The 14,404-nt window shown below is 61.3% G+C and carries 11 protein-coding genes, 1 tRNA gene and 1 pseudogene; 8 read left to right on the top strand and 5 right to left on the bottom strand.

Annotation, left to right across the window (positions count from 1 at the left end; genetic code table 11):
• Positions 1–34: 34 nt before the first annotated feature.
• The 4 genes from KOM00_RS02280 to KOM00_RS20565 all read right to left on the bottom strand — a co-directional run bounded on the left by KOM00_RS02280 (position 35) and on the right by KOM00_RS20565 (position 5,694).
• Complete coding sequence (locus KOM00_RS02280; protein WP_216497217.1) at positions 35–1,426, bottom strand: cytochrome C; 1,392 nt, start codon at positions 1,424–1,426, stop codon at positions 35–37.
• A 264-nt stretch (positions 1,427–1,690) separates the two neighbouring features.
• Positions 1,691–3,157, bottom strand: a complete 1,467-nt coding sequence (locus tag KOM00_RS02275) for a tetrathionate reductase family octaheme c-type cytochrome (protein WP_216497216.1) — start codon at positions 3,155–3,157, stop codon at positions 1,691–1,693.
• A 143-nt stretch (positions 3,158–3,300) separates the two neighbouring features.
• On the bottom strand, positions 3,301–3,630 hold the full coding sequence (locus KOM00_RS02270) for a hypothetical protein (protein ID WP_216497215.1): 330 nt from the start codon (positions 3,628–3,630) through the stop codon (positions 3,301–3,303).
• An 81-nt stretch (positions 3,631–3,711) separates the two neighbouring features.
• On the bottom strand, positions 3,712–5,694 hold the full coding sequence (locus KOM00_RS20565; RefSeq protein WP_236026707.1) for a DUF3373 domain-containing protein: 1,983 nt from the start codon (positions 5,692–5,694) through the stop codon (positions 3,712–3,714).
• 462 nt (positions 5,695–6,156) lie between these two features.
• On the opposite strand from KOM00_RS20565, the gene miaB reads away from it, so the two are divergent.
• From miaB to KOM00_RS02220, 8 genes are all read left to right on the top strand, one after another.
• Positions 6,157–7,482: a tRNA (N6-isopentenyl adenosine(37)-C2)-methylthiotransferase MiaB gene (gene miaB / locus KOM00_RS02255; protein ID WP_216497214.1), complete on the top strand. Its 1,326-nt coding sequence runs from the start codon at positions 6,157–6,159 to the stop codon at positions 7,480–7,482.
• Positions 7,475–8,008, top strand: a complete 534-nt coding sequence (locus tag KOM00_RS02250) for a bifunctional nuclease family protein (RefSeq protein WP_216497213.1) — start codon at positions 7,475–7,477, stop codon at positions 8,006–8,008. Before miaB ends, KOM00_RS02250 begins: the two co-directional genes overlap by 8 nt.
• A gap of 197 nt (positions 8,009–8,205) precedes the next feature.
• Positions 8,206–9,276 carry a M42 family metallopeptidase gene (locus KOM00_RS02245; protein ID WP_216497212.1) on the top strand — a complete coding sequence of 357 codons (1,071 nt, stop codon included), beginning with the start codon at positions 8,206–8,208 and terminating at the stop codon, positions 9,274–9,276.
• Positions 9,277–9,641: 365 nt separating this feature from the next.
• On the top strand, positions 9,642–11,111 hold the full coding sequence (gene guaB / locus KOM00_RS02240; RefSeq protein ID WP_216497211.1) for an IMP dehydrogenase: 1,470 nt from the start codon (positions 9,642–9,644) through the stop codon (positions 11,109–11,111).
• Between the two features lie 139 nt (positions 11,112–11,250).
• Positions 11,251–12,801 carry a glutamine-hydrolyzing GMP synthase gene (gene guaA / locus KOM00_RS02235; protein WP_216497210.1) on the top strand — a complete coding sequence of 517 codons (1,551 nt, stop codon included), beginning with the start codon at positions 11,251–11,253 and terminating at the stop codon, positions 12,799–12,801.
• Between the two features lie 103 nt (positions 12,802–12,904).
• Positions 12,905–13,573 (top strand): HAD family hydrolase, encoded by a 669-nt coding sequence (locus KOM00_RS02230; RefSeq protein WP_216497209.1) that lies wholly within the window; start codon positions 12,905–12,907, stop codon positions 13,571–13,573.
• A 79-nt stretch (positions 13,574–13,652) separates the two neighbouring features.
• Positions 13,653–13,943, top strand: coding sequence for a flagellar biosynthesis anti-sigma factor FlgM (gene flgM, locus KOM00_RS02225; protein WP_216497208.1), 291 nt, complete (start codon positions 13,653–13,655; stop codon positions 13,941–13,943).
• A 101-nt stretch (positions 13,944–14,044) separates the two neighbouring features.
• Positions 14,045–14,119 (top strand) — tRNA-Gly (locus KOM00_RS02220).
• Positions 14,120–14,135: 16 nt separating this feature from the next.
• On the opposite strand, the pseudogene KOM00_RS02215 reads toward KOM00_RS02220, so the two are convergent.
• A pseudogene (locus tag KOM00_RS02215) lies at positions 14,136–14,404 on the bottom strand (integrase); the annotation flags it as partial.

Here is a 14,404-nt window from a genome sequence, read left to right as displayed (position 1 = left end):
ATCCTTATGCTATCTGTGCGAACAGTGGCTCCAGCTACCAGTCTTCCTTCTGCTTCTGTGCCAATTTCTCCATGAAGAGTTCCGGAGAGGTCAATTTCAGGATCTCCTTGTCGCTGTATCCCAAATCCTTGAAGTTGAGGACGCCGTTGGGGGCGTGGCAGTTGGCGCAGTAGAGCGCCTTGGTCTTGGTGACAAGGTGGTTGCTGCCGAAATAGATGGTCTGCCATCCGGGCACCGCCTCCTTGGCGATCTTCTCCGGGTTTTTGAGGCCCAGTGTCTTCGCCGCGGAGAGGACGCCGGCGCGGGTGTCGCCGTCGGACATCGGCTGGGCGAAATCCATGGAGAGGAGCTCGCCGGTCTGCTTGTTGTAGTAGGCCTTGCCCTGGAAGATCTTGAACGGCGTGATCTTGCTCTTGCCGTCCTTCTTGCTCCCTTTCGGGCCGATGAAGTGGGGCGTGTTCTTCACCGTGCCGTTGTACCACGCGTAAACAGGGGTGGTCTCGTTGGCCTCTTTCTTCAGCGTGGTCGGCTCGTAGAACTTGTCAGGCGTCTGCTCCCAAACCGTGAAGTCCTTGGCGAAGGCGCCGCCGGTGCGCGGGATGTGGCAGGTCTGGCAGGCGATCTTGGCACAGTGACGGTTGAGGTCGGCGTCCTTGTGCGGCTTCACCCCGTGGCAGGAGGTGTCGGAGCAGGAGACGAACAGGCCGTCGTTGGCCCAGTTGTTGGGGTCGTGACCGGTCGGCATCTTGTGGTTCTTCGCCTTGTGGCAGTCGACGCAGACCATCCCTTTGGCGGCGTGGGCATCGGTGTCCTTGGTGAAGGTGAACCCGCGCTTGACGATGACGCCGCCGCCGGCCGCCTCATGGCATACCATGCAGTTCTTGACGGTCGGCTTGCCGATGGCGAGGGCGGCCTTGGCGCTGCGGTCCTGCCCCATGACCACCTCCCCCTTCTCGTTCTTGAAGGGTTTTCTCTGCCGGAAATCGTAATCGGTGGAATGGCAGACCAGGCAGTCCACCGCCGCCTCGGCCGCGGCGCCGGTGCTGCCGACGTCGGAGAGATGGTTGCCGGGGTGGCAGGTGTTACAGCCGGAGAACTTGCTCTTGCCGGTCACCGGGCTCTTCGGGATCTCCTTCAGGTTGTTGACGATGTCGTTGCCGTTGCACATGACGTAGATGCGGTTCTTCATCCCGTACTCTTCCTTGGGATTTAACCCCTCCACGTTGGTCACCTTGGAGGCATGCTTCCAGTGCACGGTGTCCAGGAACCCCTTGGCGCTGCCGGGGTGGCACTCCTCGCAGGTTTCAGGCCCCTTGTAGCCGCTTTTCTCGATAGACTCCTTGCCGGGATGCACGCCTGCAGCCAAGGCAGTCGTAGCCGCCAAGGCAAGACCGAGCACTGCCGCTGTAACGCTTTTCTTGCTCATCGAAGCCCTCCTGTTCTCTGTGGTAGCTGTTCCTTGTACTTTCATTGTTATCGGCAGACCGTCACAATAGTTTAGTGTCTAACCGAGGTATGTCGAGTCGACATGAAGTAGTATTTTCCGGCGGATGCTGTGGCAATGAGCGCATGGTCGCGAGCTGCCAATGCCAGTAGCAGGCTTCGTTCGTGGAGAATCGTAACATCCTTTGCAGCCGCCTCTAACGGGAAAAGGGGCGAAATGATTCGCCCCTTCTTTGATGCCGCCGTCTTATTTCTTGGTAACCTTGGCTACCTTTTGTGCCGCCTTGGAAGACCTGCCCCCTTTTTGCATCGGGTCCCCCTTGTAGCCGAGCGCCTTCCAGTCGAGGCGGTTGCCGCCCATGTGGCACTCGCCGCACTGCAGCGCCTCTTCCTTGGGTGACACCTCGTGCTGCGCCGCGATATAGGCCACCGTGTTCACGAACTGGTACTTGCCGCTGTAGGGAAGGCCGCACCCTTCGGCGCCCAGGCGGCACGCCTTATCCCAGTCGTAGTCGACCCACAGGGATTTGTACTGCTGGAAGATGATCAGGTTCTTGAATTTGGCGTCCATAGGCTGGTCGCCCTTGTAGAGCTTGTACGGGTAGATCTTGGCCTTCTGGTCCTTGATGTCGCCTACCGGGCGCATCATCACCACCGGCTTGGAGGGATCCTTCACCTTGTCGCCGACCATGTAGCGCTCGACCATGCCGTTGCTCCAGGCATAGACCGGCTTCACGTTCATGCCCCAGACGAAGGTCCCCTTGTGCTTGGCGTAGGTCTCCTTGTCGAACTGCTCCTCGGCGGTGATGTTCTTGCCCACATCGGACCACTTCCATGCCATCTTGGTGGCCTGCCCCTTGGCGAAGAAGGGGATGTGGCAGGTCTGGCAGGCGACGGTGGCGAGGTGCTTGTTGATGAGCGCGCCGTTTTTGGCCTTCTGGTGTGGAGCCTTGGCGCCGGAGTGGCACTGCTCGCAGTTCACGCGGGTGTCGTAGTGAGCCATCATGCTCGAGGCGCCGCCGATCCTATGGTTCTTGGTGACGTGGCAGCTCTGGCAGCTCATGTCCTGGCCGCCGCTTTCCTTGCTCCCCATGTGGACGTCCTGGGACTTCTTGGTCTTCTCCAGGGTGGAGTCGAGCCCAGCGTTTTTGACGGCATCGCCTCCGCCGCCGTAGAAGTGGCAGGCACCGCAGTTCTTCCTGGTGGGGAGCCCGACGCTCTGGGCGGCGACGTTGAGGTCCATGCTCTTCTTTTCGATGCTCTTGTTGTCGATGTCACAGCCAACCGCAGCCCTGGTGTAGTTCCCCTTCTGGGCGTGGCAGATGAGGCAGTCGACCTTGGTCTTGTCGGTGAAGTCGAAATTGGTGCGGGTCCAGCCGTAGCCTGCGTGGCATTTGCCGCAGGACTCGTGCACCACCCCTTCCTTGCCCCCCTGGATCGAGGTGCAGAAGGAGTTGATCATGTTGGATTTGCCGTACTTCTTGGTGCTCTTCTCCATGCCTTTGACCATGTTCGGGGTGCCGGCCCAGGTCCAGTGGGTGGTCTTCATGAAGTCGGCCGCCTGCTGATCGTGGCACTCCAGACAGACCTTGGTTACCTCGCCGCCGCTTTTAAACGGCCCCTTGACGAACTCGGAATGGTCGACTGCCGCCATCCCCTGGGCAGCAGCCGCCAACATCGCGACCCCCGCCAAAATTCCCAGCATCCCTCTCATACAACCTCCCAGTAGTGAATCGGCTCGCGCCGCGTGCAACTATATCCATGCCTTCATATATAATGAAAACAATATGTGAATGGGCAAAAAGAAGCGCTGCAATTCCTGGAACTACAGCGCCGTCTACGAGGAACCGTCCCGGCTTAACAGCCGGCGGTCTTCCTAAACAGTTTGGAGACGTTCTTGCCGTCGATCACCTCGTACTTGCAGCGGATCTCGTCGCCCTCGACGATCCTGTGGTCCTTGAACTTGTCCAGGGTCAGGTCGTCCTCCACCGTGATCACCACGAGCTGCTCGGTCTTGTTGTCCTTCAGCGTGGCGGTGGCCGTTTTGGCGTCCTTGCCGGCGATCTCGATCTTGGTGATCACACCCACCATCTTGACCTCTTCTCCTGCGCTGGCGATGCTGCCGAAGCAGAAGATGGTGAGCGCTGCCACTGCTACCAGGACCATTACCGAAACTGCTTTTTTCATCTTCTTTCTCCTTTTGGGGGTGGGGTGGCAGCCTCGGCTGCCACCCCGGCTTTTCCATGTACCGCGTCTGCGATACGGGTTTTAGAACTTGACTTCGAAGGTCGCGTAGACGTCCTGCGCGCTCTTAAGCGGCTGGAGCAGCAGCAGATCGGTCGACTTGATGTCGGAGATCTTCTGCGGTGCGCCAACCCAGTTGTTGCTGCCGGTGTAAGCGAAGTCGTAGTACTGGTAGCCGATCTTGAAGAAGGCCTTGGACAGGTGCGAGGAGATCGGTTTCAGGTTGAGCTCCTGGATCAGGTAGGCCTCGTAGACGTCGCCGCGGGTTCCCAGCTTGGAGGTCCACATGTCGTCGGCCGCCGGTGCGAAGGTGATCCAGTTCTTGGAGCCGTGGTTGTACTCGACGCCGAACTTGGTCTTGGTCGGCTCGAAGTCGTAACGTGCACCCGCGTAGGCGGCCCAGCCGGTCTTGTCGGAGGGGGCTTCCTGGTTGAAGAAGGAGCCGGTCAGCAGCCCCTGGAACCCTGCGTTGTTGGAGACGTTGTTGTTCGGGTGGGTGACGCTCAGGCCGGCGTCGGCGAAGAAGTTCAGTTTGCCCGGGCCGATGTTCTTCAGGGTGCTCATGAAGCCGGCGCCGTACCAGTCGATGTCGCCCAGCGAGGTAGCCGGGGCGGTGTTGCCGAAGGCGGTGTTGGACATGACCGGGAAGTCGAAGATCTGGAAGCCGCGGTTCCACTGCAGCCAGACGCGCAGCGGGTCGGTGTCGATCGGGATGAGGGCGACACCGAGCATGTCGGTGTCATGCAGGCTGTTGCTCGGGGTCTCGAAGCCGCTCTCGAAACCGCGGCCGTAGCAGACTTTCGCGTACGCGCCGGGGAGCGCGTCGATGTCCGGGGCCCAGCCGAGGGTCATGCCGTCGAAGGCGTAGTCGACCAGGAGCGCGGGGGTGCCACCGTTGCCCGGGCGCTCGTTGTTCAGGCGCAGGTTGCTCGGTGCGCCGTTGGTGGAGGGGCGGCGGCCGACGGAGAACCAGACCGGCTGGTCGCCGATGTTGCTCCAGGTGGCGTAGGCGCGGTCCACGTCCAGAAGGCTCGAGGAGGGGACGTGGCCGAGGGTGCCGTCGAAGGCGCCGACGCGGTCGGCGAAGAACGGGGTGTTGCCGCTGTTGGTGATCGCGGAGTCATCCTGCGAGCCGAAGGTCTTGTAGGCGACCAGGCGGACGTTCACGGTCACGTCCTTGGTGGCCTTGGCGTGCAGGTCGATGCCGAGACGGTTGGTGTAAAGGAGGTCGTTCTTGGCCTTGTAGGACGGGGAGGTAGCCAGGTTGCCGCTGCCGGCGCCGAGGAAGCCCTGCATGGCCATGACCAGGGCGGCCTGCTGGTAAGCCGGCGGCAGGGAAGCGAAGGCTGCCTGGTTGGCCGGGGTCATCATGCCCATCACCTTGTCCATGATCCCCTTCTGGGTCAGGGTGGCGAGGATCCCCTGCTGCTGCGCGGTGAGGCGGTTGGCGGCCAGGTAGTTGTTGACGTCGGTGGGGGTCATCCCACCAAGAGCCGGCATGATCTGCCCGATGAAGGCGTTGTACATCGCGGAGGGCATGTACTTGTTGAGGATGGTGTCGAACTGGGCGGGGGTGAAGAGGGAGCCTGCCTTGCCCTGGAACATGAAGGCGGTGCCGGAGGGGTTGGCGATGGTGGCGTTGTCACCGACGGTCAGCCCCGCGACCGCGTTTGGGCCGACCACGAAAGCGCCGACCAGGTTGTTCATGGTGCCGATGGCGTCGGAGTGGGCCGCGACGTCGCCCCTGAGGGAATCGACCCTGAAGCGGTAGTCCCCGCCGATGGTGAGCCACTTGCCCAGCGACTTCTCCTCGATTCTGTCGACCTTGCGGGTCAGATCCTCGACCTTCTTCTGGTCGGAGCCTTTCTGCTGCTCCTCGAGCTTCTGCACCTTCTTGGTCAGGTCGTCAATTTTCTTCTGCATGTCCTGGTCGTCTGCCTGCGCCACGACGGGGGCAGCCAGGGCACAAACGGCCGCGCCGATCAACAGTTTCTCCAGTTTTCTCATTCACTTCTCCTTTTTTGTTTCGCTGGTTTTTACACCAACCTTCGGTCGAAGATTTATTTCATTGGCACGTCGGCGTGCCGGTGCAACTCATTAAATACTGGCGGTTACTGCTCTAATCGGCGCATTCACCGGTAGATTTAGGGTAAATGTGTTAGCTTGGAAATTTATAATCGAATCGATATGTCTTAACCATTAACGGCATTTAGCTTTGGGGAGGTGATATGTCGTGGCAGAAATGTGAAGTCGACCCCTAGGGGCGGCAAACTAATGAGTCTTATAGATCTTCGAGACGTCATATGTCAATATATTTTTTATTGCATATATCGGTAGGTCAATGATTTATCGCCGCTAATGTCTGTTCGGCCGGTTGGGGCCGGCAAGCGGGGGTGTGCAGCTAATAGGTGTTGACTGGGAGCGACCAATTTTCGTACTATTCAACCATTTAACCATCAGGATACAGACGTGAATATGTCGAAAAAGCTTTACCTGGAAACGTTCGGCTGCCAGATGAACGTGAGCGATTCCGAGAAGATAGTGGCACTGATGAAGGGGATAGGGTACCAGCAGACCGCCGATCCGGTGGAAGCGGACCTGGTCCTTTTGAACACCTGCAGCATCCGGGCGACCGCCGAACAGCGGGTCTACGGTCACCTGGGCAGGTTCAAGTCGATGAAGAAGAAAAAGCCGGCGCTGATCATCGGAGTCGGCGGCTGCGTCGCGCAGCAGGAAGGGGAGCGGCTCCTGCAGAAGGCCCCCTTCGTGAACCTCGTGTTCGGCACCCACAACCTGCACCTGTTGCAGAAGATGGTCTCTGGCGCCGAGCAGGGGAAGCAGAGCGTCGCCACCGATTTCCTGGACGACGAAAAGCGTTTCGACCTGTTCCCGCACGCCGAAAGCGAAGGTGGCGTCTCCCGGTTCGTCACGGTCATGCAGGGGTGCGACAACTTCTGCGCCTACTGCATCGTCCCGCACGTGCGCGGCCGCGAGATCAGCAGGAATGCGGCCAAGGTCGTCGAGGAGGTTGCCGTCTTGGCCGCAGCCGGCGTCACCGAGGTGACTCTCCTGGGGCAGAACGTGAACTCCTACGGGTTCAAGGAGGCCGGCGCGCCCGACTTCGCGGACCTCCTGCGCATGGTGGCGCAGGTGGAGGGGATCGAGAGGCTGCGCTTCACCACCTCCCATCCCAAGGACATTTCGCCGAGGCTGATCGCTTGCTTTGCCGAGATCCCCAAGCTGGCGCCGCACATCCACCTCCCGGCCCAGTCGGGGAGCGATGCCGTGCTCGAGAGGATGAACCGCGGCTACACCCGTGCCGACTACCTCGCCAAGGTGCGCGCGCTCAGGGATGCCTGCCCCGAGATCCAGTTCACCGGCGACATGATCGTCGGCTTCCCCGGCGAGGACGACGCCTCGTTCGAGGCGACCATGGAACTGATCGAGGAGGTGCAGTATGCCGACCTCTTCTCCTTCATCTACTCGGCCCGCCCCGGCACCAAGGCGGCCGAGTTCCCGGACGAGGTGAAGCGGGCCGAGAAGCAGGCGCGCTTGGAGCGCTTGCAGGCCGCCCAAAAGAAGATCACCCTGGCCCGGAACGAGAGTTTCGTGGGAAGCGTGCAACAGGTGCTGGTGGAAGGCCCGAGCAGCTCCGGCGATTCGCTCTTTGGCAGGACCGGCGGCAATCGCGGCACCGTCATGGACGGGGATCCTGCCCTGGCCGGGCGCCTGGTGCGGGTGAGGATCACGGAGGGGGTGCAGACACTGCTCAAGGGGGAGATCCTGCATGTCTGACAACGGGAGGGACGAGGCACACATGTACGTTGAGATGAAGGTTTTCGGCTTCGCCCTGGATGCCATCGCCCAGATGCCGGTGATCATACTGAAGGACGCCGAAGAAAAGCACGCGGTCCCGGTATGGATCAACACCTCTGAGTCAGTTTCCTTCGCCGCCCAGTTTGTCGGGCGCGAGATGAGCGTTCGCAACAGCCGCAAGGACGTGTTCACCACACTCGTCGAGCGGCTGGACATGACCGTCTCCGGGATCTACGTCGAGAGCCTGCGCGACGGCGTGTTCACCGCCTCGGTGCGGCTTGAGCCCAGGGAAGGGGAAGAACTCCGGCTGGAAGTCCACGTGGCCGAGGCGATGCTCCTCTCGCTCAAGTATCATATGCCGGTGCGGGTAAACGACGAGGTGCTCACCCGCGCCTCCAGCCTCGACATGAACGACGAAGGGTTCGCCCAGGAGAACAACGCCCGCCGCTTCGTCGACTTCCTCGACCACATGGACCCCGCCGCCATGGGCAAGTACCCGATGTAGCACGCCACGCCGAGATAAAGATTAAGACAAAGATTAAGAAGGCTGGAGCCGGAGCATCTGGTATCCCGGTAGGGCAAGGCAAGCAATTGAAAAAAGTGGGAGTTGGGCGTAGTGTGAGAGCAGGCCCAGCGCCTTCTTAATCTCGATCTTAATCTTAATTTCAATCTTTATCTCAACCTGATCTTACGAGGTTTCACATGCGCGACGCATCCTTTGAATTTCTGCAAAAGCTTCTGGCCGCGCCCAGCCCCTCGGGGTACGAGCAGCCGGCTCAGCGGGTATTCCGCTCCTATATAGAACCCTTCTGCCAGGTGGCCACCGACGTCATGGGCAACGTCTTCGGGATGATCCAGGGGGAAGGGAAGAACCGCCCCCGCGTCATGGTGGTCGGGCACTCCGACGAGATCGGCCTCCAGGTGCGCTACCTGGACGACAACGGTTTCATCTACTTCTCCGCCATCGGCGGCGTCGACCCGCACATCACTCCGGGGATGCGGGTGCACGTGCACACCTCCCGCGGCAGCATAAACGGCGTGATCGGCAAGCGACCGATCCACCTGATCGAGCCCAAGGAGCGCGACACGGTCATCAAGCTGGACGCCCAGTACATCGATATCGGCGCCGCCAACAAGAAGGAGGCGCAGGAGTGGGTGCGCGTGGGGGATCCCATCACCTTCGCAAGCAACCTCGAGTGCCTCTTCGGCGACCGGGTCAGCTCGCGCGGCCTGGACGACAAGGCGGGAAGCTTCGTGGTGGCCGAGGTGCTGAGGCGGGTTTCCGAGCTGCCGGCCAGGCTTCCGGTCGACGTCTACGGGGTCTCCTCGGTCCAGGAAGAGGTGGGGCTCAGGGGAGGGACCACCAGCTCCTACTCGGTGAACCCGGACGTCGGCATCTGCGTCGAGGTCGACTTCGCCACCGACCAGCCGGACGTGGACAAAAAGCACAACGGCGAGGTGGGGCTCGGCAAGGGGCCGATCCTGCCGCGCGGCGCCAACATCAACCCGGTGCTCTTCGACCTCCTCTCCGACACGGCGAGCAGCAACAACATCGCGGTGCAGTACACCGGCATCGCCCGCGCAACCGGCACCGACGCCAACGTGATGCAGATCTCCCGCGGCGGCGTGGCGACCGCCCTGGTCAAGCTTCCGCTGCGCTACATGCACACACCGGTTGAGACCATGTCCCTCTCCGACCTGGACAGCGCCGTCGAGCTGATCGTCGCCTCCCTCGGCCGGATGGGGAGCAAGGACGCGTTCATCCCGATGTAGTCCTTAACAGGCTCCTCTCCTCCCTAGCGGTTGCTCCTCCCCCTTAAGGGGGAAGGCCGGGAGGGGGGACTCCGGGACAGGGAAGGGGGCAGGGCAGGCGGTGCCCCCTCGCCCTCCGGGGAGCCGCCCACCGCAGGGTTTCGCCCGGAGGTGGGGGGGGTAGGGTGAGGGGCAGCCTCTCAGGAGATGGTCGCGGCCGGAGGAAAGAGGCCCGCCCCATGAGCGCTAGTTGTGTAGACGCTAAGGATGGGAAACCGCTACGGTTTTTTATCTGTCATTAGCCTTATTTTAGTTGACTTGCCCTTCCCCTTGTAATAAGTTTTCCGGTTAAAACCTGCCTCGAAACAACAAAAGGAGTTTCCCTAATGTTAGAAAGCAGCCTTCCCGAAGGTCTTACGTTTGACGACGTCCTGCTTCTCCCAGCCCACTCACTCATCCTTCCCCGCGACACCGATCTGACCACCCGACTGACCAACAACATACAGCTGAACATCCCGCTGGTGAGTGCCGCCATGGACACGGTCACCGAGGCGAGGGCCGCTATCTGCATGGCGCGTGAAGGGGGGATCGGCTTCATCCACAAGAACCTCACCATTGCCGAGCAGGCGATGGAAGTGGACAAGGTGAAGAAGAGCGAGTCCGGGATGATCGTCGATCCGATCACCATGCGCCCGAACCAGCGCATCAGGGAAGCGCTGGAGATGATGGCCAAGTACCGCATCTCCGGGGTGCCGATCACCAAGGCCAACGGGAAGCTGGTCGGCATTCTGACCAACAGGGACCTCCGTTTCGAGACCGACCTCGACCTCCCCATCTCCGACCGCATGACCAAGAGGAACCTGGTCACCGTCCCGGTGGGGACCACCCTGGAGCAGGCCAAGGAGCATCTGAAGCACACCAGGGTCGAGAAGCTTTTGGTGGTGGACGAGGAGAAGAACCTCAAGGGTCTCATCACCATCAAGGACATCGAGAAGATCAAGAAGTACCCCAACGCCTGCAAGGACTCCCTCGGGCGCCTGCGGGTCGGCGCGGCCGTCGGCCCCACCCCGGACGTCGACGCCCGCATCGAGGCGCTCATGAGGGCCGGCGTTGACGTGGTGGTCATCGACACCGCCCACGGTCACTCCCAGGGTGTCATCGACGCCATCGCCCGCATCAAGAGAACCTACCCGGCCCTCGAGCTCGTGGCCGGCAACATCGCCACCGCCGCGGCCGCCGAAGCCCTCATAAAGGCCGGCGTCGACGCCATCAAGGTCGGCATCGGACCGGGTTCCATCTGCACCACCCGCGTGGTCGCCGGCATCGGCGTGCCGCAGATCACCGCCATCGCCGAGTGCTCCAAGGTCGCCAAGAAGCACAACATCCCGCTCATCGCCGACGGCGGCATCAAGTACTCCGGCGACCTCACCAAGGCCGTCGCGGCCGGCGCCGACGTCATCATGATCGGCTCGCTGTTCGCCGGCACCGAGGAGTCCCCGGGCGACACCATCCTGTACCAGGGGCGCGCCTACAAGAGCTACCGCGGCATGGGGTCCATCGGCGCCATGAAGGAAGGGAGCAAGGACCGCTACTTCCAAAGCGACGTGGACGCCGACGTGAAGCTGGTTCCGGAAGGGATCGAGGGGATGGTGCCGCTCAGGGGACCGCTCTCCGCCAACGTGCACCAGCTGATGGGTGGCCTGAGGGCCGGCATGGGCTACACCGGCAGCCGCACCATCGTCGACCTGCAGCAAAACGGCCGCTTCGTCAGGATCACCGGCGCGGGGCTCAAGGAATCCCACGTCCACGACGTCATGATCACCAAAGAAGCCCCGAACTACAGGGTGGAGAAGTAACGGCAACACCTATAACGCAAAGCCGCGGGGGCGCCGGGACGCAAGGATCTTTCTTCGCCTCTCGCCGAACTCCGCGGCTTTGCGACTTTGCGCCTTTGCGTTACAGCCTTTGACTCTCAATAGATAAGGAACCAAGACAATGACCGTAGATATCCACTCCGAAAAGGTGCTGATCCTCGATTTCGGCTCCCAGGTGACCCAGCTCATCGCGCGCCGGGTGAGAGAGCAGAGCGTGTACTGCGAAATCCACCCCTACAACATGGCGCTCGAGAAGATCAAGGCCTTCGCCCCGAAGGGGATCATCCTCTCCGGCGGCCCCTCGAGCGTCTACGACAAGGACGCCCCGCACTCCGACCTCGGTATCTACGACCTCGGCATCCCCATCCTGGGCATCTGCTACGGCATGCAGCTCATGACCCAGCAGCTTGGCGGACGCGTGGAGCGCTGCGACAAGCGCGAGTTCGGCCGCGCCACCCTGGTGCTGGACGGCGAGAGCGAGATCTTCGCCGGCTTCGAGGGGGGCGCCGAAGTCTGGATGTCCCACGGTGACCGCATCGAGCAGATGCCGGCCGGTTTCAAACTGATGGCCCACACCACCGGCTGCCCGGTCGCCGCCATGAAGGACGAGAAGCGCAACTTCTTCGGCGTGCAGTTCCACCCCGAGGTGGTGCACACCCCGCGCGGCGACGAGATGATCGGCAACTTCCTGTTCAACGTCTGCGGCTCCAAGCCGACCTGGACCATGGCCAACTTCATCGAGACCGAGATCGAGGATATCCGTAGGAAGGTCGGCACCGGCAAGGTACTGTGCGCCCTCTCCGGCGGGGTCGACTCCTCCGTCGTCGCCGTCCTGATCCACAAGGCGATCGGCGACCAGCTCCAGTGCGTCTTCGTGAACAACGGCCTGCTCCGCAAGGGCGAGGCCGAGAAGGTGGTGAACCTCTTCACCAAGCATTTCAAGATCAACCTCGACTACGTCGACGCCACCGACCGCTTCCTCGGCATGCTGGACGGCGTCTCCGACCCCGAGCAGAAGCGCAAGATCATCGGCAACGAGTTCATCTACCTCTTCGAGGAGGAGGCCAAGAAGCTGGGCCAGGTCGACTACCTGGCGCAGGGGACCCTCTACCCCGACGTGATCGAGTCCGTCTCCACCAAGGGCCCCTCCGCCGTGATCAAGAGCCACCACAACGTGGGCGGTCTCCCGGAGAAGATGAACCTGAAGCTCCTCGAGCCGGTGCGCGAGCTCTTCAAGGACGAGGTGCGGCTCTTGGGCAAGGAACTCGGCATGCCCGACGAAGTGGTGTACCGCCAGCCCTTCCCGGGGCCGGGTCTCGCCATCCGTTGCATCGGCGAACTCTCCGTGGAGAAGCTCGACATCCTGCGCGAGGCCGACGCCATCGTCATCGAGGAAATCCGCAAGGCAGGGTTATATCGCGACATCTGGCAGTCATTTGCCGTGCTGCTGCCGGTGAAGACCGTCGGCGTCATGGGTGATGCCCGCACCTACGAGTGGACCGTGGCGCTTCGTGCGGTGAATTCCCTGGACGGCATGACCGCCGACTGGGTCAAGCTCCCCTACGAGCTTTTGGGTAGCATATCCTCGCGAATCATCAACGAAGTGAAGGGTGTGAACCGCGTGGTATACGACATCAGCCAGAAGCCCCCCGCAACCATCGAGTGGGAATAACCCCCCACCCCTGGACCCTGCAAGGTTCGTTTTTTGCACAACACACCGCGGTGATCGGCGCGCAAGCCGGTTGCCGCGGTTCTTTCGTATCTGGAGAGTGATAATGGGTCCCATCCGGCTGCTCATCTTTGACCTTGACGGCACGCTGATCGATTCCCTGCCCGACCTGACCGACGCCACCAACCTGATCCGCGAGCAGCACGGGCTGCCGCGCATCGGCGTAAGCGACGTGCGCAAGCTGGTGGGGCAGGGGGCGCGCTCCCTGGTGGAGCGGGCGCTTCCCGGTGCAGGGGAGCCCGAGGTGGAGCGGGCGCTGGAAGTCTTCTTGGCCTACAACCTGGCCCACATAGCCGACAAAACCCGCCCCTATCCCGGTGTTCCCGAGACCCTGCAGGAGCTCTCCTTGCTGGGGATCCCGATGGTCGTCCTTTCCAACAAGAACGTGGCCCTGTGCCGCGAAGTGCTGGGGAGACTTGGGCTGGAGCGGCATTTCACCGACATCTTCGGCGCCGATTCCTTCCCGCACCGAAAGCCATCCCCGGAGCCAGTGCTCGCCCTGCTGAACGAGTTCGGCGTCGCGGCGAAGGAATGCATCATGGTTGGCGACAGCGTCAACGACATCGCCGCCGGGGGCGGGGCTGGAGTGTGGACCGTCGGCTGCAGCTACGGTTACGGCGATGCCAGCGAGCTCGAACAGGCCCACTACCGGGTCTGCGACTTCCCTTCACTGCTTGCGCTGTCCTTCGCGCAGGCAAAAAAAGGGGAGCAATGAAAAAAGACTAAAGTTTTTGATGAGGGTGTCGAAACGGAAGTAAACCTAAACCTACCTGACCTACTGGGGGCGATATCAGATGAAAGTAGAAGACCTCAATTCCAACCCGGCCGTTTCCCATCTTGCAGTCGTGCGCAACGACAAACCCGACACGGGCGAGGCGCAAGCGGAAGCAGCCAAGCAGCAGACAGCCGCCGACAAAGTCGAGCTGTCCAGCTATATGCCCGTGGTGCCCTCCTCCAAGCAGAGGCGGGACGACATCCGGGTGGATCGGGTCGAGGAGTTGCGCACGCAGATCAGCAGCGGACAGTACGAAGTTTCCAGCAAAGATCTCGCACAGAAGATGCTTTCCAAGCTCGTCGTGAAGTAAGGAGCGCCAGCCATCACGCAACGAGCGATGCGCGCGGTGACATAAGCCAACAAAACCATTGACAGCTTCCGCCAAATGCGGTAAAAGTTTTCTTCCACCAAGCGGGAATAACTCAGTGGTAGAGTGTCAGCTTCCCAAGCTGAAGGTCGCGGGTTCGAATCCCGTTTCCCGCTCCAATTAACAACAACAGGTTCAGGTAGTTAGAGTGAACCTTTCGAAACTGTCCCCGGTTCTGTCCCCAAACGGAATCGGGGATTTGCTTTTCTGGGGTATCACGAAGTCGCGCCCCAGGTAGTCGAAGATTCTCTCCCCGTCCTCTTCCAGTCCTTCCACGTAATTCCCATACACCTCATAGACCATCTGTTTCGAAGCATGGCCCATTAGCTTGACGAGTCTTAGCGGGTTGATCCCGACCAGGAGGCTCCATGCTGCGAAGGAGTGTCGCGCCGAGTAGGAAGTGA

Origin of the sequence: Geomonas diazotrophica, from assembly GCF_018919385.1 — a bacterium.
Classification (GTDB): Bacteria; Desulfobacterota; Desulfuromonadia; order Geobacterales; family Geobacteraceae; genus Geomonas; species Geomonas diazotrophica.
Note: the sequence above shows the minus strand (reverse complement) of the source record. Positions and strands in the feature narration are given on the sequence as shown.